The 24,796-nt window shown below is 37.1% G+C and carries 24 protein-coding genes; 21 read left to right on the top strand and 3 right to left on the bottom strand.

The window, feature by feature from the left end:
- Nucleotides 1–149: 149 nt before the first annotated feature.
- The 4 genes from ACQKIH_RS14850 (at nucleotide 150) to ACQKIH_RS14835 (ending at nucleotide 4,453) form a co-directional block, all read left to right on the top strand.
- The gene (locus tag ACQKIH_RS14850) at nucleotides 150–659 is read left to right on the top strand and encodes a hypothetical protein (RefSeq protein WP_427767357.1); all 510 of its coding nucleotides are present in this window, start codon (nucleotides 150–152) and stop codon (nucleotides 657–659) included.
- 64 nt (nucleotides 660–723) lie between these two features.
- Entirely contained in the window at nucleotides 724–1,191 is a 468-nt protein-coding gene (fur, locus tag ACQKIH_RS14845; RefSeq protein WP_057982131.1) for a ferric iron uptake transcriptional regulator, read from the top strand.
- Between the two features lie 238 nt (nucleotides 1,192–1,429).
- Nucleotides 1,430–2,908: a GGDEF domain-containing protein gene (locus tag ACQKIH_RS14840; protein ID WP_427767354.1), complete on the top strand. Its 1,479-nt coding sequence runs from the start codon at nucleotides 1,430–1,432 to the stop codon at nucleotides 2,906–2,908.
- Nucleotides 2,909–2,971: 63 nt separating this feature from the next.
- Nucleotides 2,972–4,453, top strand: coding sequence for a GGDEF domain-containing protein (locus tag ACQKIH_RS14835; protein ID WP_427767352.1), 1,482 nt, complete (start codon nucleotides 2,972–2,974; stop codon nucleotides 4,451–4,453).
- A gap of 63 nt (nucleotides 4,454–4,516) precedes the next feature.
- Here the strand turns inward: ACQKIH_RS14835 and ACQKIH_RS14830 are convergent, their stop codons facing one another.
- Together ACQKIH_RS14830 and ACQKIH_RS14825 are read right to left on the bottom strand one after the other, a co-directional pair.
- Nucleotides 4,517–5,842 carry a hemolysin family protein gene (locus tag ACQKIH_RS14830; RefSeq protein WP_427767349.1) on the bottom strand — a complete coding sequence of 442 codons (1,326 nt, stop codon included), beginning with the start codon at nucleotides 5,840–5,842 and terminating at the stop codon, nucleotides 4,517–4,519.
- Between the two features lie 36 nt (nucleotides 5,843–5,878).
- Nucleotides 5,879–6,232 (bottom strand): MerR family transcriptional regulator, encoded by a 354-nt coding sequence (locus ACQKIH_RS14825; RefSeq protein WP_427767347.1) that lies wholly within the window; start codon nucleotides 6,230–6,232, stop codon nucleotides 5,879–5,881.
- Between the two features lie 214 nt (nucleotides 6,233–6,446).
- Here ACQKIH_RS14825 and xerD point away from each other — a divergent pair, with 214 nt between their 5' ends.
- The 10 genes from xerD (at nucleotide 6,447) to ACQKIH_RS14775 (ending at nucleotide 17,262) form a co-directional block, all read left to right on the top strand.
- Complete coding sequence (gene xerD, locus ACQKIH_RS14820; RefSeq protein ID WP_427767344.1) at nucleotides 6,447–7,349, top strand: site-specific tyrosine recombinase XerD; 903 nt, start codon at nucleotides 6,447–6,449, stop codon at nucleotides 7,347–7,349.
- A gap of 300 nt (nucleotides 7,350–7,649) precedes the next feature.
- On the top strand, nucleotides 7,650–8,828 hold the full coding sequence (gene deoB, locus ACQKIH_RS14815) for a phosphopentomutase (protein WP_427767342.1): 1,179 nt from the start codon (nucleotides 7,650–7,652) through the stop codon (nucleotides 8,826–8,828).
- A gap of 12 nt (nucleotides 8,829–8,840) precedes the next feature.
- Nucleotides 8,841–10,094, top strand: a complete 1,254-nt coding sequence (locus tag ACQKIH_RS14810) for a thymidine phosphorylase (RefSeq protein WP_427767339.1) — start codon at nucleotides 8,841–8,843, stop codon at nucleotides 10,092–10,094.
- A gap of 186 nt (nucleotides 10,095–10,280) precedes the next feature.
- Nucleotides 10,281–12,035, top strand: a complete 1,755-nt coding sequence (locus ACQKIH_RS14805; RefSeq protein WP_427767337.1) for a SulP family inorganic anion transporter — start codon at nucleotides 10,281–10,283, stop codon at nucleotides 12,033–12,035.
- Between the two features lie 193 nt (nucleotides 12,036–12,228).
- Complete coding sequence (locus ACQKIH_RS14800) at nucleotides 12,229–12,582, top strand: STAS domain-containing protein (protein WP_236706674.1); 354 nt, start codon at nucleotides 12,229–12,231, stop codon at nucleotides 12,580–12,582.
- Nucleotides 12,575–13,015 (top strand): anti-sigma F factor, encoded by a 441-nt coding sequence (gene spoIIAB, locus ACQKIH_RS14795; protein ID WP_057982146.1) that lies wholly within the window; start codon nucleotides 12,575–12,577, stop codon nucleotides 13,013–13,015. Before ACQKIH_RS14800 ends, spoIIAB begins: the two co-directional genes overlap by 8 nt.
- A 12-nt stretch (nucleotides 13,016–13,027) precedes the next feature.
- A complete protein-coding gene (locus ACQKIH_RS14790; RefSeq protein ID WP_427767333.1) occupies nucleotides 13,028–13,807 on the top strand; it encodes a SigF/SigG family RNA polymerase sporulation sigma factor in 780 nt (259 codons plus the stop codon).
- On the top strand, nucleotides 13,808–15,256 hold the full coding sequence (locus tag ACQKIH_RS14785) for a spore germination protein (RefSeq protein WP_427767330.1): 1,449 nt from the start codon (nucleotides 13,808–13,810) through the stop codon (nucleotides 15,254–15,256).
- 103 nt (nucleotides 15,257–15,359) lie between these two features.
- Nucleotides 15,360–16,679: a diaminopimelate decarboxylase gene (gene lysA / locus ACQKIH_RS14780; protein WP_427767328.1), complete on the top strand. Its 1,320-nt coding sequence runs from the start codon at nucleotides 15,360–15,362 to the stop codon at nucleotides 16,677–16,679.
- Between the two features lie 223 nt (nucleotides 16,680–16,902).
- Nucleotides 16,903–17,262, top strand: a complete 360-nt coding sequence (locus ACQKIH_RS14775; protein WP_427767326.1) for a GNAT family N-acetyltransferase — start codon at nucleotides 16,903–16,905, stop codon at nucleotides 17,260–17,262.
- On the opposite strand, the gene ACQKIH_RS14770 is transcribed toward ACQKIH_RS14775, so the two are convergent.
- The gene (locus ACQKIH_RS14770) at nucleotides 17,259–17,759 is read right to left on the bottom strand and encodes a DUF309 domain-containing protein (RefSeq protein WP_427767323.1); all 501 of its coding nucleotides are present in this window, start codon (nucleotides 17,757–17,759) and stop codon (nucleotides 17,259–17,261) included. The two genes, ACQKIH_RS14775 and ACQKIH_RS14770, sit on opposite strands and share 4 nt — an antisense overlap.
- Nucleotides 17,760–17,848: 89 nt before the next feature.
- Here ACQKIH_RS14770 and ACQKIH_RS14765 point away from each other — a divergent pair, with 89 nt between their 5' ends.
- From ACQKIH_RS14765 to ccsB, 7 genes are all read left to right on the top strand, one after another.
- The gene (locus ACQKIH_RS14765; protein WP_427767320.1) at nucleotides 17,849–18,631 is read left to right on the top strand and encodes a segregation/condensation protein A; all 783 of its coding nucleotides are present in this window, start codon (nucleotides 17,849–17,851) and stop codon (nucleotides 18,629–18,631) included.
- Nucleotides 18,600–19,187 carry an SMC-Scp complex subunit ScpB gene (gene scpB, locus ACQKIH_RS14760; RefSeq protein WP_057982157.1) on the top strand — a complete coding sequence of 196 codons (588 nt, stop codon included), beginning with the start codon at nucleotides 18,600–18,602 and terminating at the stop codon, nucleotides 19,185–19,187. Before ACQKIH_RS14765 ends, scpB begins: the two co-directional genes overlap by 32 nt.
- Nucleotides 19,188–19,199: 12 nt before the next feature.
- Complete coding sequence (locus ACQKIH_RS14755; protein WP_427767318.1) at nucleotides 19,200–20,174, top strand: D-alanyl-D-alanine carboxypeptidase family protein; 975 nt, start codon at nucleotides 19,200–19,202, stop codon at nucleotides 20,172–20,174.
- A gap of 328 nt (nucleotides 20,175–20,502) precedes the next feature.
- Entirely contained in the window at nucleotides 20,503–21,237 is a 735-nt protein-coding gene (locus tag ACQKIH_RS14750; protein WP_427767315.1) for a pseudouridine synthase, read from the top strand.
- Nucleotides 21,238–21,353: 116 nt separating this feature from the next.
- Nucleotides 21,354–21,887 carry a thiol-disulfide oxidoreductase ResA gene (gene resA, locus ACQKIH_RS14745; RefSeq protein WP_057982160.1) on the top strand — a complete coding sequence of 178 codons (534 nt, stop codon included), beginning with the start codon at nucleotides 21,354–21,356 and terminating at the stop codon, nucleotides 21,885–21,887.
- 13 nt (nucleotides 21,888–21,900) lie between these two features.
- Nucleotides 21,901–23,577 carry a cytochrome c biogenesis ResB family protein gene (locus tag ACQKIH_RS14740; RefSeq protein WP_057982162.1) on the top strand — a complete coding sequence of 559 codons (1,677 nt, stop codon included), beginning with the start codon at nucleotides 21,901–21,903 and terminating at the stop codon, nucleotides 23,575–23,577.
- The gene (gene ccsB / locus ACQKIH_RS14735; RefSeq protein WP_057982164.1) at nucleotides 23,574–24,758 is read left to right on the top strand and encodes a c-type cytochrome biogenesis protein CcsB; all 1,185 of its coding nucleotides are present in this window, start codon (nucleotides 23,574–23,576) and stop codon (nucleotides 24,756–24,758) included. Before ACQKIH_RS14740 ends, ccsB begins: the two co-directional genes overlap by 4 nt.
- Nucleotides 24,759–24,796: the final 38 nt, after the last annotated feature.

The following is a 24,796-nucleotide window of genomic DNA, read 5'->3' as shown; positions in this document are numbered from 1 at the left end:
AGATAGTATGCTATTTCTGAGACTGTAAATCAATAATTCCCCTGTTTTTTATGAGTTGATAAACTACAAACCGTAATTATGGAAGTTGAAAATTATTGGCATATGAACAGTAGACGAGCATAGATTGTATGGACAAGGGGGAGTCCAACATGCGCAAAATGATTTACGTTCAGTACGCAACAATGATTGTCTTAAGCTTTATTAGCGGGGTAGCTTGCTATCAACTGTTTGACATACAGCAAATAACACAAATTATTGAATTGGGAGACCGCCGTTTACTGTCGGTGGACAAGCCGACGTTAATTTGGAGTACTGTCCCATTTCTTGCAGCAATTCTGACGGTATTATTATTTTCCACACATAAATATTTAACGATGATTGCCCCAATATTTATCGCGATTAAGGTAACTTTTTTAGGATTTAGCTCGGTCTTTTTACTTGTTCAACACCATTCTATTAAACTATATGCACTTTGGTGGTTTCCTTTCCAATTTTTATATTGTCTATTATTGATTATGTTATATAAAAGTGGACATAAAATTAGTTTTGGACGAACGATAAGAGGGGCTGTTCCATGGAAAAAGGTTGTGGCGGTGCTCGTTTTAATGATTATTGTATTTACCCTAGAGAATTTTGTGATATCCTATGTATTTAAATAAAATCATTATCTTGTAATCAGATTTACTCCTTTGGTATAATGAAGTGAGTTTAGGAGGGCGTCGCATGGAGAGCCGTATTGATCGAATTAAAAAACAACTGCATAGTGCGAGCTATAAGCTGACGCCACAGCGAGAAGCAACCGTAGCAGTTTTATTAGAGCATGAAGAAGACCATTTAAGTGCTGAAGATGTTTACTTATTAGTAAAAGAAAAAGCACCTGAAATTGGTTTAGCGACAGTGTATCGCACACTGGAGCTTTTAACAGAATTGAAGGTCGTTGACAAAATTAATTTTGGTGATGGCGTATCTCGCTATGATTTGCGTCAAGAAGGTGCAAAACATTTTCATCATCATTTAGTTTGTATCGAATGTGGCGCGGTAGACGAAATTCAAGAAGATTTATTAGACGATGTAGAAGTCATTGTGGAGAAGCGTTGGAATTTTATTATTAAAGACCATCGCCTAACATTCCATGGCATTTGCTGGCGTTGTCATGATCAAGAAGACAATGTTGGAGACAGCAATGCTTAGTAAGATTTGAATAATGTATGAAAAATTGGGCAGCTGAGGGGCTGTTCAATTTTTTTTTGCGTTAATTTTAGATGAGTATCATACGAAAATAATGATTGATTGGTATTATGATTCTGTAAGTAGTATAATAGTAATGCATTTAAGGTGGTTTAAAAGTATTGCAACGGGAAGATTATACATAATTCATTTTATTCAATATTGAAATGTAATAGATGTTTATAAGGTATGGTGCATTTGTATGAAAAATTTGTTAGCAAAATTACTTCTTAGTTTATTACTATTTACGATTATTATCGTCAGCGTGATTGCATTCGCAAATAGGCATCTATTAGTACAAGACATAAAGAAGCAACAGCATGAAAGTCGAGAGCTAATCGAAAATCATATTTTATCGGATATGCAAATGGTTGATGAAGCACATAGTTATAATAACCATACGTATTTTGAACAAATGAAAACCGAGTTACTTTATTTACAAAACTATTATGAAGCCAATCCGGATGTCTATTCGTGGGATATGCAAGCAATATACGGCCGTACAGGGATGGATCTTAACATAATCGATGCACAAAATAGAATTGTCGCTTCAACGGATAAGCCGAGCGTTGGACTGAATTTGGCGGATTGCTGTAAAAGATTTGCAGCGTTTTTAGATGAAAGAAGAAAGAGCGATGAATTTTTTTCAAACGGTATAGAAAATGCAGAAGTGACGAAGGATTTATGGAAATATAGTTTTATGCCGACAAAAGATGGTCGATACATATTAGAAGTTGGGGGTGAATTGAGGGATTCCCCTATTTTTGAAACCTTTAATTTTTTTGATACAGCAGAAAGTTTAATTGGAAAATATGAAGACTTGAAAAATATTGAAATGATTAGTAGGGAAGGCTTTTTCCTACAAACGAAAGATGATATTAAAACGATTGATGAGCTAAGTCCTACATTAAAAGAAGTGTATCAAAATGCAACAGCAACCGAACAACCAGCAGAAGTAATGATACGTTCTAACGGTGGAATAAAGGATACGCACCGATTTATTCCATATCATTCGGTAAATGAGCAGGGGGATTCAAAAAAACGGATTGTTTATGTACATTATAGCAATAGCACCGAAATGCAGCTGATTAATAAAAAAATGCAGCAATTTTGGTTTTTACTAGCAGTAGGTATTGTTACAACAGGCATACTATTCGTTATTATTATGAGAATTTTAAAAGAAACGCTTCGTTTAGCAACGTTTGATGCATTGACAGGGGTTTATAATCGCTCTTCTTATGTTGAATATATGGACCGATTAATACAGCAGAAAAATAAGGCGCACATCGGTTTATTATTAATTGATTTGGATAACTTCAAACTCGTAAATGATCAATTTGGACATTTAGAAGGCGATGAAGTGCTCAAAAAAATAGCTGCTATTTTGCAGCAAGTTATCGGGAAAAAGGGGGCTATTGTACGGTTTGGTGGGGATGAGTTTGCCATTGTTATAGAGGACGCATCTGAACAGCAGTTACACAAATTAGCAAATGATATATTGACAAGTGTTCGACAAAAACAACAAGATGCCATATGGGAGCACTTATCGATCAGTGTTGGTGGAACAATTCAAGGGACACCGCAAGAAACTGAAGGAAGTATTTTCATGCGTAGTGATCAGGCACTGTACCAATCAAAAAATAAGGGAAAAGACCAATATTCATTCATTTCTCCTAATTAGTCAGAAAAATATCCTCCTACTTGAAAAAAAGATGAATGAAAATGATAAAGTGTGGTGTTTTATATGAAAAATTTATGGGCAAAATTACTTGTTAGTTTATTATTATTTACAGTCATTATCGTAAGCGTTATCACACTAGTGAATCGACAATTATTAGTTCAAGATATAAAGCAACAGCAATATGAAAGCCGCACGCTTATCGAAAATCATATACTATCAGATATGCAAGCAGTAGATAAAGCCTATCTGTATTTGGATAATGCATATGCAGAAAGTATGGAAGTCGAGTTGCGTGCTTTAATAAAGTATTACGAATCCAATCCGGATATTTATTCGTGGAATCTAAACGAAATTAAAAATCGAACAGGCATGGATTTTTTCATTATCGATGAACACAATACAGTTATTTTAACAACATATGAGCCGAGCTTGGACCTAGAATTCTCTGAATGCTGTGTAAACTTTGCTGCATTATTAGATGACAGAAGAAATAGTGGTGAGTATTACTCGGATGGAATAGATATTTCTGCAATTACAAATGAATTGTGGAAATATAGTTATTTAGCAACGAAAGATGGAAAGTATTTATTTGAAATGGGTAGGGAGTTAAAGAGTTCCCCTATTTTCGAATCGTTCAACTTTTTGCAAACCGCAGAAAACTTAGTGATGAAATATGATGATTTAAATAATGTGAGAATTATAGGCGATGAAGGTTTTTTCTTAGGATCAAAAGATGACATCAAGACGATTCATCAATTAGACCAAGATTTACAAATGGCGTATAACAAATCTTATGAAAACAGCGGAAAAGTTGAAGTTTTAATAGAATCAAATGATGGAGTTGTTGAAACGCATCAATTTATACCATACTTTGCTGAAGACCAACTTGGCAATTCTACGAAGAGAATCATTTACATAGAGTATAATAATCATACAGAATTACAACTTTTAAGAAAAAACACACAGAATTTCTGGATTATTTTAGTTTTTGCAATGGGGATAGCGGGGATTTTACTGTTGATTATTTCGAAAATTTTGAAGGGTACAATTATTTCTGCTACATACGATCCATTGACTGGGGTTTATAACCGCTCATCGTATATCCAGTATATGGAACAATTGATTTTGGAGAAAAATAAGGCACACATCGGTTTATTATTAATTGATTTAGACAACTTTAAACAAGTAAATGATCAATACGGGCATTTGGAAGGTGATGAAGTGCTCAAACAATTAGCAGGAATTTTGAAAGAAGTTGTGGATAAAAAGAGCTCTGTTGCACGGTTTGGTGGAGATGAATTTGCGATTGTTGTAAAGAATGCAAATGAACAGGAGCTACATAAATTAGCGAATGAAGTCATCACGCGAGTCCGAAAGAAACAACAAGATTATGCCACATGGGAATTATTATCTGTAAGTATTGGTGGGACGATTCAAGAAACGCCCCAGGAAACGGAAGCTAGTATTTTCATGCGCAGTGATCAGGCACTTTACCAATCGAAAAACAAAGGGAAAGATCAATATACATTTTTTTCAATCCTCTAATATGAAATAAAAATGTCATCCTACCAATTCTGGTAAGATGACATTTTTTTGAGTTGATTGGGTTTAAGCGCTCTCTGTAACTTCCACTGGGGCTGCTTTTTTAATTTCTAAATACTGAATTTGATGTCCGTCAATTTCGCGGATTTTAAATTCATAGCCTTCATAAAAGAAAGAATCTTCAATATTTAAATCGGGCATATTTGAATAATACCAGCCACCAATTGTATCAACATTAGGGTCTTCTAATTCAAGATGTAATAATTTTGCAATATCATCTATTAGAGCTTTTGAATTAACGAGGTAATGATTGTCTCCAACTTTTCGAATTTCAGGAATTTCATCATCGTCAAATTCATCACGAATTTCACCAACAAGTTCCTCTAAAATATCTTCAACTGTTACCATACCACTCGTACCACCATATTCATCTAATAAAATCGCAATGTGAATGCGTTTCTTTTGCATAATTTGTAGTAAATTTTGAATCGGTGTTGTTTCAATTGTACGAATTACTGGATTGATGAAATCTTCTAACTTAAAGGAAGCAGGTTGAATGCGATTGTTCATACCTAACGTTAAAAAATCTTTAATATTTAAGAAACCTAAAATCGTATCGCGGTCGCCATCGTAAACAGGATAACGTGTATAGCGTTCTTCTGAAACTTGTGTTAATACTTCCTCAAACGTCGCATGAACATCAAAGCCTACGATATCTGTACGGGGGACCATAATTTCACGCGCAATTTTATCATCGAATTCAAATACATTATTTACATATTTTAATTCATTCATATTAATTTCGCCTGATTTGTAGCTCTCTGAAAGTAGTAATCTTAATTCCTCTTCTGTATGAGAAATTTCATGTTCACTTGCAGGCTGCATACCAAAAGCTCTTAATAATAAACGAGAAGAACCATTTAATAACCAAATTAAAGGGAACATAATTTTATAGAATATTTGTATAGGTTTTGCGAACGCTAATGTTACGGCCTCTGCTTTTTGAATCGCAATTGTTTTTGGCGCTAATTCTCCAACAACTACGTGGAAAAATGTAGCTAAGAAGAAAGCACCACCAATTGTGAACCAATGAATATAGTCAGTTGGAATACCAATTGTGTTGAATAACGGGTTCAGGATGAATTCGAAAGTCGATTCTCCAACCATACCGATACCAAGTGCAGTTACCGTAATACCTAACTGACAGGCTGATAAATATTCATCTAAATGGGTTGTTACATTTTTAGCAGATAAAGATCCAGACTTACCTTCAGCAACAAGTTGATCAATACGAGATTGTCGAACCTTTACAATAGCGAACTCGGTCGCTACAAAAAATGCGGTTAAAGCGATTAACACCGCGAAAATCGTTAAATTTATTATTGTGGTCAATCAGACGTTCTACTCACGAAGTAGAACGTTCACCTCCTAGTTATTTAAGATTAATATAAGGGACTGCATCAGTGCCGCGCTTTCGAGGGACACTTTTTTCTTTAATTTCTGTTTTTCATTGTCATCTAATTGTTCCATAAGCATAGCGACATCTTTTTCAAGCTTGCGCATTTGCAGTCGAATTTCTTGTACGTCTATTTCTTCATGGACGCTAGCCGATGGAGACAATAGCTTATGAATTTCTTCTAGGCATTTTCCGTGTCTTTTTTGAGCTTCAATCCAATGAATGCGCTCAATCATCGCCTGATCATAATAGCGATAATTCGTCACGGAACGCTCTACTGAAAGAAGTCCTATATTTGTATAGTAGTCTATTGTACGCTTTGTCACGCCAGATGCAGTGGCAAGCTCACCAATTTTTAGTTTCTCGATCCCAAAATTATCACCTCAGACTGTCACGTTATGGTTTTAAGAATAACGTATGAAAAATGAAATGTAAAATAAATGCTCTTATTCTATACAAAAGTGCTAATGAGAATAGTACCGACATACGAATAGAAAATGATACTATATAGAGATAGAAGTATTTATGGGGGCGAATCATATGCAATCATTACAAGATCCAATTGAAGATTATCTTCACTTTATTAAAGTTGAACGTCAGCTTGCAGATAATACACTGCAATCTTATAAAAGGGATTTAATCGCTTATGCGCGTCATCTACATGTTGAACAAAATATTCAATCCTTTAACGTTGTCACTCGTCATCATATTCTAAATTTTTTAGATAGTTTACGGGCCGTTGGAAAATCGTCTAAAACGATTTCAAGACAAATTTCGTCGATTCGATCGTTTCATCAATTTTTATTGCGTGAAAAAGTAGCCGAACAAGATCCAACTGTGCATTTAGAAATGCCTAAAAAAGAGCAAACTTTGCCTAAAGTATTATCAATAGAAGAAATCGATGCATTAATAGCTGCACCTACAATTGAAAAACCACAGGGCGTTCGTGATATTGCGCTATTAGAATTATTATATGGCTCGGGTATGCGTATTAGTGAATTAATCGAGTTAAATTTAGAAGATGTACATATTACGATGGGCTTTGTTCGCGTCTTTGGTAAGGGCGGTAAAGAGCGAATTATCCCTTTAGGAAGAGGGGCCATTCACGCATGTACAAATTATTTAGAAGAAGCAAGACCTGAATTATTAGGCAATGCACCAAAAAATGACGCGTTTTTAATTACACAGCGAGGGAAACGTTTTACAAGACAAGGCTGTTGGAAAATAATTAAAGGTCACGCTTTAACAGCAGGCATTCAAAAAGAGATTACACCGCATGTATTAAGGCATTCATTTGCGACACATTTGATTGAAAATGGAGCGGACTTGCGAGCAGTTCAGGAGCTTTTAGGACATGCAGACATTTCAACAACGCAAATTTATACACATGTAAGTAAAACGAGATTATCGGAAGTATATAAGCAATTCCATCCACGAGCATAGAGGTCAACACGATGTTGATTACTCAGGCGTTGTCACAGGACGTGATGGTTTTAGCCTGAGTTCCTTAAATCTTTTAGCCTTTGCTCCACGATTCAGCTGGGGTTTGAATCATCATTGAATAGAATTGCATATTTGGCTATTCATCCCCTCTTATAGAAGTTGGGGATATCTGCTGAAACAAGTGAAACAGAGCAAATATGGTGAACGAACATAAAAATTAATCGTCATCGGAAGTCTGACCTTTATTTGTTGTGAAAAATTTTGTAAAATGAAAGAGATAAAAGAGGAGTGGAAGTTATAATGAAACTTTTTAAAAAAATTCACGTGATTGTTATGGATTCTGTAGGTATTGGAGAAGCACCAGATGCGCATATGTTTGGAGATGTAGGTTCGCATACATTAGGTCATATCGCTGAAAAAATGGATGGCTTAACGATGCCGACGATGGCTGAATTAGGATTATCGAATATTCATGAACTAAAAGGGATTGAAAAAGCAGAAAATCCGCGTGCATTTTATGGCATGATGCAAGAAACGTCCGTTGGGAAAGATACAATGACAGGGCACTGGGAAATGATGGGTTTGCACATTGATAAACCGTTTAAAGTGTATCCGGAAGGCTTCCCCCCAGCATTAGTTGCAAAAATAGAAGAAGCAACGGGTCGCAAAGTGATTTGTAACTTACCTTACAGTGGTACACAAGTAATTGACGATTACGCGCAAGAGCATTTAGAAACAGGTGCACTTATTGTTTATACATCGGCAGATCCGGTGTTACAAATTGCTGCACATGAAGAAGTGATTCCACTTGAAGAATTGTATAAAATTTGTGAAATCGTACGTGAGTTAACGCTTGATCCTGAATATTTAGTTGGTCGCATTATTGCGCGTCCATTCGTAGGGGCAACAGGCAACTATACACGTACGTCAAACCGTCATGACTATGCATTAACACCATTTGGCCGCACAACAATGGCAGAAATGAAGGATGCAAGTTTGGATGTAATCGCTATTGGCAAAATTGCGGACATCTTTAATGGAGATGGTGTGACAGAATCGATTCGCACAAAAAACAATACGGATGGCATGGATAAGATGGTCGATGTCGTAAAACGTGATTTCCACGGTTTAAGCTTTTTAAATTTAGTCGATTTTGATGCTAATTTTGGGCATCGTCGTGATCCACTAGGGTACGGGGAGGCGCTTGAAGAATTTGACCGCCGTTTACCGGAAGTTTTAGCAGAGCTTTCAGAAGAAGATTTATTAATCATTACAGCAGATCATGGGAATGACCCAACATTTGAAGGAACTGATCATACAAGAGAATTCGTACCACTACTTGTGTATTCACCACGTTTTGAAAAGGGATCACAATTACCGTTGCGCGAAACGTTTGCGGATGTTGCGGCAACAATTGCAGAAAACTTTAATATAGCAGCACCTAAGTTTGGAAAAAGCTTTTTAAATGAGCTGAAATAAGGAGGAATTGATTTGAATATCATTGAGATTATTGAAAAGAAGAAAAATTTGCAAGAACTATCTGCGAAAGAAATTGAATATTTTATAAAAAAATACACCGACAACGAAATTGCTGACTATCAAATTTCAGCATTGTTAATGGCGATCCGCATAAATGGTATGACAGATAATGAAACATTTTATTTAACAAAGTCTATGATTGAATCAGGTGATGTGATTGATTTGTCATCTATAGATGGGTTTAAAGTGGATAAACATTCAACAGGTGGTGTGGGAGATAAAGTTACGCTTGTCGTAACGCCGATTATTGCTGCTCTAGGCATACCTGTAGCTAAATTTAGTGGTAAAGGTTTGGGTATTACAGGGGGAACAATTGATAAATTAGAATCGATTAATGGTTTCAGAACTGAATTAACTTCTGAAGAATTTATTAATAATGTGAATCAGTATAAAATTGCTGTTGCTGGCCAAACAGCTAATCTTGTTCCAGCAGATAAAAAGTTATATGCATTACGTGATGTAACTGGAACGGTTGATTCCATTCCTTTAATTGCAGCTTCTATTATGAGTAAGAAAATTGCTAGCGGTGCGGATGGTATTGTATTAGATGTTAAATGTGGATCGGGTGCATTCATGAAAACATTTGAAGAAGCAAAATTATTGGCTGATACAATGTCTTCAATCGGTGAAAAGTTAGGAAGAAAAGTTGTAGCTCATATTTCTGATATGGATAATCCTCTAGGTTTAATGGTTGGTAATAAAATGGAGGTTGTAGAGGCGATGGAGTTGCTTTCAGGGAATATGAATAATACTCATGAAGACCTTTACGAAGAATGTGTAATCATTTCTTCTTTAATGTATGAGATTGCGACAGGGAAATCTAAAGAAGAATCATTATCTACTGTTAAAGAAGTCATTGAAAACGGTAAAGCACTTGAGAAATTTAAAGAGTTAATTACGATACAAGGCGGAGATGTTTCAGATATTCATCTAAAAGAGACAAAATATAGTGAAGAGATTAAAGCAGTTAATAGCGGTACTATAGAAAGAGTAAATGCTTTATTAATTGGCGAAGTTTCTGTAGCTTTAGGTGCTGGGCGTCTAACAAAAGAATCTACTCTTGACTATGATGCAGGTGTAGCTTTAGTTGGGAAAAATGGCATGCAGGTTAAACAAGGTGATGTAATTGCTAAATTATACTCAAACAAAGAAATTACTGAAGACATCATTAAAAAAGCTGAACAAGCATTTGTGATTAAATTATAATAATTAATCAAGCTATTAGTCATTCGAAGTATTGGAATGATTAATAGCTTTTTTGTTGGGGGAAATGGAATTATTTTTTGAATCTCATTTATGCATTTCTATGAATATGGTAGTATTGTTCGTATATTGTTAAAAAATACAACTATTTTCTACTTTAAGCATTCTTTTAAGGGGGCTTGTATCGGTATGGGGATTAAGTGGTCGGGTAGGTATGAAGGCTATTCAATGGGGCATTTGAAGAAGGATTTGCTATCGGGTATTATTGTTGGAATTATTGCCGTTCCATTAGCTATGTCTTTTGCGATTGCTTCGGGTGTGAAGCCAGAATACGGAATTTATACAGCGATTATTGCAGGTATACTCATTTCATTATTAGGGGGCTCTAAATATCAAATTGGAGGGCCAACAGGTGCGTTTGTGCCTGTATTGCTTGGAATTGTGCTCGTTTACAGTTATGAAAATCTGTTAATTGCCGGCTTAATGGCGGGAATCATGCTCGTTTTGATGGGGATTTTTAAGTTAGGTACACTTATCAAATTTATACCTCGCCCGGTAACGGTAGGATTTACATCTGGAATAGCGGTCATTATTTTTACAGGGCAAGTCGCGAATTTTTTAGGACTTTCCAATATGCAACAACATGAAAAGTTCCATTTAAATATTTTAGAAATTTCAAACCATCTTACAACGATTAATATTTATAGCGTGCTCGTTGCAATCATTAGTTTAGTACTTATTTTAATGACGCCACGCCTATTACCAAAAGTTCCGGGGGCGTTAGTAGGAATTGTTCTTTCATCCGTAATTGCAATGTTGTTTTTACAAGACCATGTGGCAACGATTGGTTCGACATATGGCGCGATTCCAAATACATTACCACATTTTCAAATTCCAGAAATCACATGGGAACGTATTTATTTACTTCTCGGTCCAGCATTTGTCATTGCGATGCTAGGAGGGATTGAATCGTTATTGTCTGCAGTTGTTGCAGATGGGATGACAGGAAGTAAACATCATAGTAATCGAGAGTTAATTGGGCAGGGGGTTGCGAATATTGTGACGCCATTTTTTGGTGGTATTCCCGCTACGGGTGCCATTGCACGAACGGCGACCAATATTAAAACAGGTGCTGTTTCCCCGATGTCTGGTATTATTCATGGCGTTTTTGTCTTATTAACTTTACTTGTATTAGCGCCATTAGCTGTGCATATCCCGCTTGCAAGTTTGGCGCCTGTACTGATGATTGTTGCATGGAATATGAGTGAACGTCACCATTTTTTACATATTTTAAGGCTGAAATCCGGTGATTCGCTTGTCTTACTTATTACGTTTTTATTAACGGTTTTTACGAGCTTAACATTTGCTGTACAAGTAGGTTTAATACTCGCGGTCGTTCTTTTTGCCAAGCGTATGAGTGAAATGCTCATTGTGACGAAAGTTTTACCCGATTTAAATACAAATGAAGGGAAGCTACAAGCCGATATTGTTTCAAATACAAATGATTGCCCGCAAATTAGTGTGTATACAATTGAAGGACCTTTATTTTTTGGTGCTGCCCAAACATTTGAGCAAGCGATTATGAAGACCGTTCATTATAAGCCGAGCATATTAATTTTAAGGATGGAGAAAGTTCCGTTTATTGACTCAACAGGCGAGGAGTATTTCCGAAATATTGTTCGGCATTTTAAGGCGCACGGGGGGGAAGTGTTTATTTGTGAGGTTCAGCCAAGCTTAAAAGCGATGCTAGAACGAAATGGATTACTTCATAAAATCGGGGAGCAATATTTTTATCAACAAACAGGTGATGCGATTTCTGCAGCGCTCCAATGTATTGAGCAAAAACAGTGTATAGGTTGTAAGCATTGCGCATTTAGAGAGTGCCAAAAGCTATCAAAAGAGCCCATAACAAAAATTAAAGAAGTTGTTGAAATAATTGGATAAACTACTTGAAGCCTCGAACAAAAGTTTCGGGGCTTTTTGTATGCGTAAAAATGTTTAAAATGACTGGAATATCCCTATACTACTAGCAGTTGTCGCACGGGCACTACTTTTAGCGAATTTATTCTAGTTTTGTCAGTCGTAAAGGAAACTAGAAAGAAATAGAGAATTTGCGAACAAGAAGGAGGGCGATACTGTGAAATTTAATATGACACTTCATCCAAATCAAGTTCTCGTTATTAAGCTGTATGGAGAGCTAGATCATCATCAAACAGAGAAGGTGCGCGCACAAATTTCCAAGGCGATTTTACAAGGGAATGTGAAGTTACTTATTTGGAATTTAGAGCAACTGCACTTTATGGATAGTTCAGGTATTGGACTCATTTTGGGGAGGATACGTGAGCTACGAGCGGTAGATGGGCAAACGGTCATTTTAAATCCATCTGAAACGATGCAAAAAATATTTAAATTTTCAGGGTTAGGTGGCTTAATTATGGAGGGCTCAGAGCAAAATGTAATTTTACAGGCAAGGGGGATTGTCAATGGATAACCAAATGACACTAACATTTATAGCACGCAGCGAAAATGAAGGGCTTGCACGAGTTGCCGTGACAAGTTTTATTGCGCAATTAGATCCAACAATCGAAGAATTATCCGAATGCAAAACAATTGTCTCAGAAGCTGTTTCAAATGCCATTATTCATGGCTATGCGAATAATCCCAATGGCATCATAACGATCCATGCTATTCGCGACGGGGCAGCAATTAGTGTTGCGATTAAAGATGAAGGATGTGGTATTGAGGACATTGAACAAGCGCGGGAACCACTTTACACGACAAAGCCAGAAATTGAACGCTCAGGAATGGGCTTTACGATTATGGAAAGCTTTTCAGATTTTTTGCAAGTGGAGTCGAATGTCGGAATTGGAACCGTCATTACGTTTACGAAACAAATATCTTCAGCACGCACACTTGTTACGTAACGAAATAGGGGGATGAGTAAGATCGAACAGTCATCTGAAACGTTATTAACGCAAGAACAAATGAGAAAACTCATTGCTAGTTCTCAAGCCGGTGATAAAGATGCACGAAAAACTATGATTGAAGGTAATACTCGACTCGTTTGGTCCATTGTCCAACGATTTTCATCAAGGGGTGTTGAATTAGATGACTTGTTTCAAATCGGTTGCATTGGCTTAATGAAATCGGTTGATAAATTTGATTTATCCTATGAAGTGAAATTTTCAACGTATGCCGTTCCGATGATTATAGGTGAGATTCAACGATTTTTAAGGGACGATGGCATGGTGAAAGTGAGCCGCTCGATTCGAGAGCTCAACTTTAAAATTCGCCATGCGACGGACGAATATTTAAAAACGAATGAAAAACCGCCTTCGATTGGGGAGCTTGCGCAAATTTTGAATGTGACACATGATGAAATTTTAATGGCAGCGGATGCAATGCGTGATCCAGCCAGCCTTCATGAACAATTATTTGAAAATGATGGGGATTCCATTACATTAATGGATCAAATGAGAGACGATAAATCAGAGCTACCGTTTGACTATATCCCATTAAAAGAGTTACTCAAAAAGCTAGGGAAACGAGAACAATCAATTATTTATTTCCGTTATTATTTGGATTTAACCCAAACGGAAATTGCGGATCGACTCGGAATTTCCCAAGTACAAGTATCGCGTCTTGAAAAGAAAATACTCGCACAGCTAAAAACCTGGATGGATTTAACAACGACTTCAAAGACGGTGAATAAATAAATGACGAACAGCAATCAATTGTTTGCAACTTTAGAACTCGCAAAAGATTACTTTGAAAAAACATTTGATTCAGAAAATACTTTTGATGTTTGTATAAAAGTAATTACGATAAGAAATTTACCGACACTTACCGTTTATGTAAGTGGATTAATCAATAGCGATACTTTGACGGAGCTTTTAGCCAGTTTGCAGTGGCAGGAAGAGGAAGACATTACTGATGAGGTTGCGTATTTTCATGCGCACTTCAACTATCACGGCAATGAAGAATCAACTTCTATCGATGATTTTCTACTAGGAGTCCTTAGTGGGAGAGTGGGATTCATTACACAAAATGGCTTTTGCTTTTTGTCAGAATTCCGGCAATATCCTGGTCGTAATCCTGAAGAGCCTGATAATGAAAAAGTTATTCGAGGGTCACGTGATGGTTTTGCAGAAAACATTATTCAAAACGCAGGACTTATTCGTAGGCGGATACGAAGTGAGAAATTAAGGTTTCAAATGCACCACCTCACAACCCTTGGGCAAACAGATGTAGCTGTTTCCTATATGGAAAACTTAGTAAATGAAAAACATTTACATTGGCTTATTGAACGCTTACATCAAATTAATCATGATGGCTTAACAATGGGTGATAAGTCACTTGAGGAATGGTTGTTTAAACAAAAATTCCATCCAGTGCCTTTCGTTCGTTATTCAGAAAGACCAGATATTGTCGCAGCGCATTTATTAGAAGGCCATATTGCGATTATTGTGGATACGTCACCTTCTGTCATGCTCATGCCAGTGACAATGTTTCACTTATTGCAACATGCAGAAGAGTATCGTCAAGCTCCGATCGTAGGAACGATGATGCGTATTTTAAGGTATATAGCAGTAATTTTCAGTCTAACATTACTGCCGTTGTGGTATTTATTGGTAACAAATGATAATTTACTGCCAGAAAAATTAGCTTTTTTAGGGTCAAAGGAACCGAGTGAAATTCCTTTGTTTTTACAAATGATCGTTGCGGATATCGGGCTTGAATATTTACGATTAGCAGCTATTCATACACCGACCCCGTTATCGACGGCGATGGGTTTACTAGCGGGTATTACTATTGGACAAATTGCAATTGATGTTGGCTTATTTTCAAGTGAAGTCGTGTTATATATAGCAATTACCGCCATTTTCACATTTGCACTACCCAGTTACGAGCTCAGTATTTCGGTGAAAATTTTCCGATTATTATTATTAACGAGTACGGCTTTGTTTGGTTTGAATGGTTTCTTTATCGGTGGTTTCATTATCTTCAGCTATTTATGTTCATTAAAACCGATGAATGTGCCGTATTTATGGCCGCTCATTCCATTTTTCCCAAAAGCCTTTATGCGTGTCGTCATTCGATTCCCAGTGTCACAAGACGCACCTCGACCGTATATAGTCGGTGCAAAACAGCGAAAACGTTCATGAATCTACATTGCATGACTTTCTCTCCTATGTTAAAGTTCTCATATGGTATTTTGTGACTTTTAAGAAAATTAGTACACCTGTGCTAAAGTTAGGGGAGAAAGCTATGCATTTTTATGGAACACAAAGCATCAATGAACAAGGACATTTAACAATTGGTGGTGTCGATACGACTGAGTTGGCGAAACAATATGGAACGCCATTATTCGTATATGACGTCGCTTTAATTCGTAAACGAGCACGTGGTTTTATGCAAACATTTGATAAATTAGGTGTGACGGCCCAAGTTGCGTATGCATCGAAAGCTTTTTCTTGTATCGCAGCATACCAATTAGCGGCACAAGAAAATTTATCGCTCGACGTTGTATCAGGGGGCGAGCTTTATACAGCCATTCAAGCAGATTTTCCAGCAGAGCGCATTCATTTTCATGGAAATAATAAGTCGTTTGCAGAATTAGAGCTGGCATTTGAAACAGGTGTTGGCTGTATCGTAATTGATAATTTTTATGAGATTACTTTAGTGAAAGAACTTGCTCATGCACGACAACAAAAAATGAATGTTTTACTGCGTGTAACACCGGGTGTTGAAGCGCATACACATGATTTTATTACAACGGGTCAAGCGGATTCAAAATTTGGTTTTGATTTAAATAATGGCCAAGCGGATGCAGCGTTTGAACAAGTAGTACAAGATGAATATATCCAATTACTCGGCTTACACTGTCATATTGGCTCACAAATTTTCGAAACGGATGGTTTTAGCCTTGCCGCAGGAAAAGTGATGCAAAAAATGGGTTCGTGGAAAGTGTCTCATAACTTTGATGCAACCGTTTTAAATTTGGGCGGTGGATTTGGCATTCGCTATACAGCTGAAGATACACCACTTGAACCACATGAATATGTGGAAGAAATGATCAAAACTGTGCAAGCCGAAAGCAGTAAGCTAAAATTAGCAATGCCGGAAATTTGGATTGAACCTGGTCGCTCTTTAGTAGGAGATGCAGGAACGTCACTTTATTCAATCGGCTCACAAAAAACAGTACCTGGTGTACGTGAATATATTGCTGTTGATGGAGGGATGAGCGATAATATCCGTCCTGCTCTATATGATGCAAAATATGAAGCAATCATTGCCAATAAAGCGCAAGAAGCAAAAACTTGTACATACACGGTCGCAGGGAAACTATGTGAATCTGGTGATAAACTAATCATTGACGCTTCATTACAACAGGCACAAGCTGGGGATATTTTAGCTATGTTCTGTACAGGTGCATACGGGTATTCAATGGCATCTAACTATAATCGTATTCCAAGACCAGCTGTTGTCTTCGTTGAAAATGGTGAACATCAATTGGCAATTAAAAGAGAACGCTATGAGGATATTGTTATAAATGATCTCCCACTAACATTGCAAAAGGGAGAGTAATCTATGAAACTTTCAAGACAGGCAAAATGGGGCCTTGGTTTACTAATGGGTATTATTACTTGGTCATTGCTGTTCATTTACGTAATTAGTCCGTTATTTTATATGTATTCAACAAAGTAAAGTACCGACAACCGCCGAGGATTATAACATTGGAAAATTGTGTTATTGCAATTCCATTTATCTTTTGATAGGATTTGCAATGGTAGAATTGAGGGAATGTGAAATGTTAGTACGATATAAAAAAGCACTTGAAAAAATTGCAATGGGCTTAATTTCATTAATGCCGCAAGAAAAAGAAATTAAGCGCTTAATGGAAACCATTCAACATTACGAACAAGATGAAAAATGGGTTTTGTATTTATGGAAAAAGGATGACGAATATGTAGGGGCAGTGGGGCTAGTTGAGCAAGATGCGGTTGCCACAATTCAACATATTACTGTCATACCTTCCTATCGTGGGGAAGGTGTAGCGATGGAAATGTTACAGGAGCTAAGAGAACTTGGATATGAAACCATTCAAGCAAATGAAGAAACAGAGTCATTTATACAAAAATGCATACCTATATTAAAAGAAGCCGACTAATGTCGGTTTCTTTTTTTTGAATCACGTGCAGCGAGAATATCTGAACGGTCCCGAAGCATATGCTTATTCATAATAAACTGTGTTGATAGTGAAGGCAACGAAGTGATTTTTTGTGACACGAGATGCTGTAGTGGGACATCTGTAATGGGAAGTTTAAACGCCAAGAAATGCTGTGCGCCGTGAATACGCTGTAAACTAATGTGCATATGTTCTAGTAAATATTCCTTGTTAATATATTCATAAAATGGCTGGGGATCGCTTTTTTCAAAAATAGCCATTGCCTTTTGTAAAATTCTTTCAGCGCCTACGAAATTTCCTCGTCGCCAATGATACAAGCCCGTTGCAAGTTGTACATAGCCAACGAGAGGGTGCTGCTTTTCGCCAGGGGCAATTTCTTTCCAATATTCCTCTAACACTTCATGGCATTCAAAATAGTCTTCATTGCCATTAAAATAGCTGCAATAATCGACAAATAACGGATGAAACAAAGGATGCATTGTTCTCACCTTTCCTCTATACTATTAAAATATATTATATAATTGTGTTATGATAAATTTCGACTAGAAATGACAGGTGGTTTCGTAATATGTCCTACGAAGTAAAGCTAGATGCCTTTTCAGGGCCACTAGATTTATTATTGCATTTAATTCATCGTTTGGAAATTGATATTTATGATATTCCGATGGCCGAGCTGACGGAACAATATATTGATCATATCCATGCGATGCAAACATTAGAACTGAATGAAGCAAGTGAATATTTAGTAATGGCAGCAACACTTCTTGCGATTAAAAGCAGGATGTTAATTCCAATTCATGAAGGGGAAATCGATGATACGGAAATTGATTTAGATGATCCAGACCCTCGTGACGAGTTAGTGATGCGCTTAATTGAATATAAAAAATATAAAGAAGCCGCGATTCAATTGCAAGAATTAGAAAGTGAGAGAGGCCAAGTGTTTACAAAAGCGCCAGCCGATCTTTCTGAGTATATGCCAGATGAGCAGCTCGCGTTATTTGATAAAAATGTCAACGTCTTTGATATGTTGAGTGCTTTTCAAAAATTAATGCGTCGTAAACAATTAAAAAAACCGTTAGCCACGCGTATAGCAAGACAAGAAATTTCGGTTAAAGAACAAATGCGTGCGGTCATAAATGTGCTAAAAAATAATGGGGGAAAAATGATGTTTTCGGACCTTTTCACTTATGAAGATAAATCAATGCTTGTGTTAACATTTTTAACGTTACTTGAATTAATGAAACGCCAAATCATTTTTGTTGAACAACAAAAAAACTTCGATGATTTATCGGTTTTGTTACAAAAGGAGGATATTGGCGATGAACTCGAACAAATTACTGAGCCGAATTGAGGCATTATTATTCGTAGCCGGTGATGAAGGAATGACGGTTAAACAGCTGGCCCAATATATAGAAGTAGAACAAATGGATATAGAAGCGGGTCTTAGTGAGCTTCTTACGCAATATAATGAAGAAGAGGCACGCGGAATTACGTTGAAACAACTTGCAGGTACGTATCAAATTACGACGAAACCAGATGTTGCAGATACATTGAAAAAATTGATTGAAAATCCGACCAACCAAGTGTTGACAAGCGCTTCTTTAGAGGTACTAGCAATCATTGCCTACAAACAACCGATGACGCGCGCGGAAGTGGAAGATTTACGAGGTGTAAAGAGTGAGCGACCAATCGCCACATTGGCAGCACGTGCGCTCGTTCAAGAAGTGGGAAGAGCGGAAGGAACAGGTCGTGCCATTTTATACGGTACAACGAAGGAGTTTTTAAATTACTTTGGCTTGAAAAATATTAATGAGCTGCCACCTTTACCGGAGCAAATTGAGCAAGATGATGAGCAGCCAACTGATTTATTCTTAACGAAATTCCAAGAAACATTTACCCAAAAATAAAGGAGTGGCTCGTTGAAAAAATGGTTTGTGGTAATAATTTTAGCAAGCTTTTTACTGTTAAATCATGTGACCGCAAGTGCGCAAGGAAGTAGCTATGCCGTCATTGATGCGCAAAATGGTCGTGTGTTGCTCGGTTCAAATGTAGATGCAAGGCTACCGATTGCCAGTTTGACAAAAATGTGGACTGCCATTGTCGTCATTGAAAATAGTGATTTGAGTGAACAGGTCATAGTTTCAAAAGAGGCGGCATCAGTAGAAGGTTCCTCGATTTATTTGGAAGAGGGGAACAGCTATTCAGTGGAATATTTATTGTACGGCTTGATGATGCAATCGGGAAATGATGCAGCAACGGCATTAGCGGAACATGTAGGCGGTTCAGTAGAAGGATTCGCCAAATTAATGAACGAAAAAGCAAACTATTATGGCCTTACACAAACCAATTTTACGAATCCAACGGGTTTACATCATCCAGATCATTTATCTTCTGCATTGGATACGGCAAAAATGTTGCAAATTGCGATGAAAAATGAAACCTTTGAAAAAATTGCCTCCACAACACAATACAATGAAGGCACACGTTGGAGAAATAAACATCGCCTGTTACATTTGAAAGATGGCGCTGTAGCAGGAAAGACGGGTTATACAAAAGTCGCAGGGCGTACGCTTGCCACGTACTATGAGCGAGATGACAAAAAGTTCGTTGTCGTGACATTGAACGGTGCAAATGACTGGAATGTTCATCAAGGGTTAGCGGATGAAATCGATCGGACATATGAATTAGAAACGGTTGCAGATGATGGGAAGTACAAGAAAAATGGCGTGACCATTACCTTAGATGAACCGATGGAGATGCTCCTAAAAAAAGGTGAACAGAAGCAAATTCGGCATGTTGTCTATCTTTCGCGGCATAGTGAATCCAAACGAGCAGTATGGCATGTTTTCTTAAACGATGAAATGGTTTTCGCAAAGCTTGCTAAATGGAAATGAGAAGCGGTATGTTGTATCGGACGCGTCAATAATTAAAAATTGATACAGAGTTCTTCATTGCATTTAATGTTGTGAGGAGCTCTTTTTTTGTTTGATGGAAAGAATTTATATTATCGTAACTTATCATTTTCGCAAAAAAGCAACGAAAGAAATAGGCGATTCAGCTTCAGTATTTAATATATATAGGTAATGAAAAGTAATTTCCCTTTTCTATTACCGCAAAATGTGACATAATTTTCAACAGTTAATATAGTTAACACAGTTATGCTTTATCGAATGCAGTGAATGTATGCGGTCAAAGCAACTGATCAATCAATGAGGTGAACTTATGGAAAGATTACAGAAAGTGATTGCCTATGCAGGCGTCGCGTCAAGACGAAAAGCAGAGCAATTAATTGTCGAAGGAAAAGTAAAAGTAAACGGAAAAGTCATTCGTGAATTAGGAACAAAAGTGGCAAGTTCTGACACAATAGAAGTGGAAGGCGTAAAACTTGAAAAAGAAGATAAAGTGTATTTCTTACTTTATAAACCACGTGCCTATATTTCTGCTGTAACAGACGATAAAGGTCGTAATACGGTAACGGATATTTTCAAAAAGCGTGTCCACCAACGAATTTTCCCAGTTGGACGATTAGATTATGATACAACAGGGCTGCTTTTATTAACGAATGATGGTGAATTTTCAAACTTAATGACACACCCGAAGTTTAAAATAGATAAAACGTATATAGCGCGAGTTAAAGGTATTCCAACGAAGCAAGGTTTAATGAAGCTACAAAGCGGGATTAAATTAGAGGACGGTAAAACGGCTCCTGCTAAAGTAAGCATGACAAGCTATGATGAATCGGCCGGAAAGGCAATTTGTGAAATTACCATTCATGAAGGACGCAATCGTCAAGTGCGCCGCATGTTTGAAGCAATTGGTACACCAGTTGTGAAGCTGAAACGTGAACGCTTTGCCTTTTTAGACTTAACGGGCTTAGTTGCTGGGGAATACCGAGAATTATCGAAGCATGAAGTAAAACAATTACGCGTGCTTGCAGAAACGGGTAAGCTTGATTAACAACAAGAAAATAGTGGAAACGTTCATAAATCATTCATATTAATCAATCTAGTTGCTTCTATTTGTTTGCTATAATAGGCAACAAGTAGAAGTGCTTCTAGAAGGAGGTTTTTTTGTTGGATAAGAAAAAAAGACGTTCTATCACCCGAGGAATTATTTTAGCTGTACTTGCAGTAGCGATTGGTTATACCGTATACGCAGCATGGACGAAAGACAAAATTGAAATAGTAAATGTAGGTTCAAAAGCGCCTGATTTTGAGGTCGTCGATTTAAACGGTGAAAAACATCGATTAGCAGATTACGATGGAAAAGGCGTACTATTAAATTTCTGGGGTACATGGTGTGCACCGTGTGAACGTGAATTCCCTGCTATGACAAGGCAATATGAAACGTACAAAGATTTAGGTGTACAAATTATTGCAGTAAACTTTGCACAATCAGATTTTGAAGTACAAAAATATGTTGATAATATGGGGATGAATTTCCCAGTGGCTATTGATAAAACGAAAAGTGTTTTTACAGCCTATAATATTGATCCGCTACCAACCTCTATTTTTATTAAGCCAGACGGAACAGTGGATCGCATTATCACGGGCGAAATGAGTGAAGCTCAAATCGCATCATATTTAGAATCGATAAAGCCGGAATAGGAGTTTTTACGTGATGAATAAATTACTATGTGAATGCGGCCATGAAAATCCAGAAGGCACAAAGCTCTGCCAAAAATGTGGACGCCCTTTATCTGCCGAGGAAAAAGACAAGAAAATAGCAGATATGCGCTATGAAGGAACAGCCATTCGTTCAAAAACGCATAATAAATCAATTATTGATAAAGTTTGGAACTTTTTCTCGAGTGTAAAAGTCGGGATTGCACTTATTATTATTAATTTAGTAGTAGCCTCTATCGGTACTATTTTACCGCAGGAGTTTTATGTAAGCGTTGCAACTGATGCAGAAAAAGAAAAGTATTACTCAGATGTATACGGTTGGTTTGGCGAAATTTATTATTCACTCGGATTATCGGATGTGTATTCGTCCATTTGGTTCCAAATACTTGTATTAATGCTCGGTGTGTCAATTATTATTGCGAGTATTGACCGTGGTATTCCATTACATAAGTCGTTAAAGAATCAACGTGTAAAGCGCCATGCAAGCTTTATGAAGCGCCAACGTGTCATTGCAGAAGGGCAACCTATTAAAAATGCGGATGACACACTTGAATTAGTAGAGCAGAAATTAAAAGAGCTCAACTACAAGGTACGTCGTGAAGATCAATCCATTTTAGCGGAACGTGGTCGTTTTTCTCGCTATGGTCCATATGTGAATCATGTCGGCTTAATTGTGTTTATTTTGGGCGTTATGCTCCACCTAATACCTGGCTTTTATGTAGATGATTCAATGTGGTTACGTGAAGGTGAAACACGCGCAATTCCAGGAATGGAAGGTTATTTCTTAAAGAACGATAAATTTATATTAGAAACACATGACAATGCTCCACAAGGCGAACAGTTGAAACAAGGTGTCAATGTTGTTGCGAAAAACTTCCAAACAAATGCAACGCTGTATAAGCAAAAGGCAGATGCTGTTGCTGGACAAGCAGATGATTTGGAAGAAGTTAAAGAATACGAGATTCGAGTAAATCACCCTTTAAAGCATGAAGGTTATGCATTTTATCAAATGGATTATCGATTAAATGAATTAAAAAGTATGATATTTGATCTAACGCATAAAGAAACAGAAGAATCACTTGGGCAATTGACGATTGATTTAACGAATCCAGAAGATGAATATGAGTTGAATGACGGGGCAAAAGTGAAATTACTCGCTTACTATCCTGATTTTGCAGGATTTAAAGATGGTGTACCGCAAACTGCGACAGCATCGCCAAATAATCCAGCTTTCATTTTCAAAATGTTTACAGCTGAAAAGCCAGAAGGGGAAACGAGTTTTGTTGCCATTCAACAAACGTTAGAACCGAATGGAGAAAATATTTATAAAATGAAATTTGCCAATGTAGAAACGCGAAATATGACTGGTTTAACAATTCGTTATGACCGTACATTGCCAGTGTTATTCATTGGGGGCATTATCTTTATGATTGGTGTTGTCATGGGCTCATATTGGAATCATCGCCGTATATGGATTGAACAGTCGGCAGATGGTACAGTCCACTTAGCAGCACATACGAATAAAAACTGGTTTAGCATGAAGAAAGATTTAGACAAACTAACGGATGCGGCCCATTTACCACAATACGTGGATCAGCAAGAGCCGGCGACGAACGAGCAACAAGAACTAGAAGGCAAGGAAGAAACGGAGAAGGAAGGTAAACCTTTATGAGTTTAATCGATATTAGTGGTAACTTACTATACATTGCATTCTTCTGTTATTTAATCGGAACATTTCTTTTTGGTGGTGCTATTAAAGAGAAAAATGATACTGCTGCTAGTCGTGCAGATAAGTTCGGTAAAGTTGCTATTATCGTTACAATTATCGGCTTTATTGCACATTTAGCTTACTTTATTACACGCTGGATTTACACAGGACATGCACCTGTAAGTAATATGTTTGAGTTTACGACAGCGTTTGGTATGTTCATTGTGTTATCGTTTATTGTACTTTATTACATGTACAAAGTGGCTGCATTAGGGGTAGTGGCATTACCAATTGCCTTACTTATTATTGCCTATGCTGCGATGTTCCCAACGGAAGTTAGCCCACTTGTACCATCATTACAAAGCCATTGGTTAACAATACACGTTATTACAGCTGCACTGGGTCAATCAATTTTAGCAATAAGCTCTGTGGCTGGTTTAGTATACTTATTAAAAAATGTGAATACAAAAGTACGATCATTTGAAAGTATCATGTTTGAAATGGTTATGTACTGTGGTGTTCTTGTCCTTGGTTTCGTTGTTGCAACATCAACATTTAGCATCATGAATTATGAATCGAAATTTGAATATGTTGATACATTAGATAACGTAAAACAAACGACATATATGATGCCTGCTATTTTTGGGATGAATGAATATACAGAACTGTCAGAAGACAAAATGACACCAGTCATGGAAATGCCTGCATTAATCGATGCGCGTAAATTAACGACGGTAGTTTGGTCTATTCTTTTTGGTTCAGTGCTTTATTTATTAATCCGTCTCGTTTTACGACGCTCTGTTTCGTCGATGCTACAACCATTAGTAAAGCGCGTCAATTCGCAATTAATGGATGAAATCGCGTATCGCTCTGTATTAATCGGCTTCCCTGTCTTTACGTTAGGCGCATTAATTTTCGCGATGATTTGGGCACAAGTCGCGTGGAGTCGCTTCTGGGGCTGGGATCCAAAAGAGGTATGGGCATTAATTACATTTTTATACTATGCGGCATTTTTACATTTACGCCTATCAAAAGGTTGGGAAGGTAAAAAGAGTGCTTGGTTAACACTAGTTGGTCTCTTAATCATTCTCTTTAACTTAGTAGTCGTGAATCTAGTAATCGCTGGTTTACACTCTTATGCATAATCATAGGGAAATTGCATAATAAAAGAGAAGTTCTTCCT

It is taken from the genome of Solibacillus cecembensis (assembly GCF_050272495.1).
Taxonomy (GTDB): Bacteria; Bacillota; Bacilli; order Bacillales_A; family Planococcaceae; genus Solibacillus; species Solibacillus cecembensis.
The sequence above is the reverse complement of the archived record's forward strand: the minus strand, read 5'-3'. Positions and strand labels throughout refer to the sequence as shown.

Coding starts and splice junctions, on each gene's coding strand:
- ACQKIH_RS14850 (WP_427767357.1), top strand. CDS start 150: ATGCGCAAAATGATTTACGTTCAGTACGCAACAATGATTGTCTTAAGC.
- fur (WP_057982131.1), top strand. CDS start 724: ATGGAGAGCCGTATTGATCGAATTAAAAAACAACTGCATAGTGCGAGC.
- ACQKIH_RS14840 (WP_427767354.1), top strand. CDS start 1,430: ATGAAAAATTTGTTAGCAAAATTACTTCTTAGTTTATTACTATTTACG.
- ACQKIH_RS14835 (WP_427767352.1), top strand. CDS start 2,972: ATGAAAAATTTATGGGCAAAATTACTTGTTAGTTTATTATTATTTACA.
- xerD (WP_427767344.1), top strand. CDS start 6,447: ATGCAATCATTACAAGATCCAATTGAAGATTATCTTCACTTTATTAAA.
- deoB (WP_427767342.1), top strand. CDS start 7,650: ATGAAACTTTTTAAAAAAATTCACGTGATTGTTATGGATTCTGTAGGT.
- ACQKIH_RS14805 (WP_427767337.1), top strand. CDS start 10,281: ATGGGGATTAAGTGGTCGGGTAGGTATGAAGGCTATTCAATGGGGCAT.
- spoIIAB (WP_057982146.1), top strand. CDS start 12,575: ATGGATAACCAAATGACACTAACATTTATAGCACGCAGCGAAAATGAA.
- ACQKIH_RS14790 (WP_427767333.1), top strand. CDS start 13,028: ATGAGTAAGATCGAACAGTCATCTGAAACGTTATTAACGCAAGAACAA.
- ACQKIH_RS14785 (WP_427767330.1), top strand. CDS start 13,808: ATGACGAACAGCAATCAATTGTTTGCAACTTTAGAACTCGCAAAAGAT.
- lysA (WP_427767328.1), top strand. CDS start 15,360: ATGCATTTTTATGGAACACAAAGCATCAATGAACAAGGACATTTAACA.
- ACQKIH_RS14775 (WP_427767326.1), top strand. CDS start 16,903: ATGTTAGTACGATATAAAAAAGCACTTGAAAAAATTGCAATGGGCTTA.
- ACQKIH_RS14770 (WP_427767323.1), bottom strand. CDS start 17,759: ATGCATCCTTTGTTTCATCCGTTATTTGTCGATTATTGCAGCTATTTT.
- ACQKIH_RS14765 (WP_427767320.1), top strand. CDS start 17,849: ATGTCCTACGAAGTAAAGCTAGATGCCTTTTCAGGGCCACTAGATTTA.
- scpB (WP_057982157.1), top strand. CDS start 18,600: ATGAACTCGAACAAATTACTGAGCCGAATTGAGGCATTATTATTCGTA.
- ACQKIH_RS14750 (WP_427767315.1), top strand. CDS start 20,503: ATGGAAAGATTACAGAAAGTGATTGCCTATGCAGGCGTCGCGTCAAGA.
- ACQKIH_RS14740 (WP_057982162.1), top strand. CDS start 21,901: ATGAATAAATTACTATGTGAATGCGGCCATGAAAATCCAGAAGGCACA.
- ccsB (WP_057982164.1), top strand. CDS start 23,574: ATGAGTTTAATCGATATTAGTGGTAACTTACTATACATTGCATTCTTC.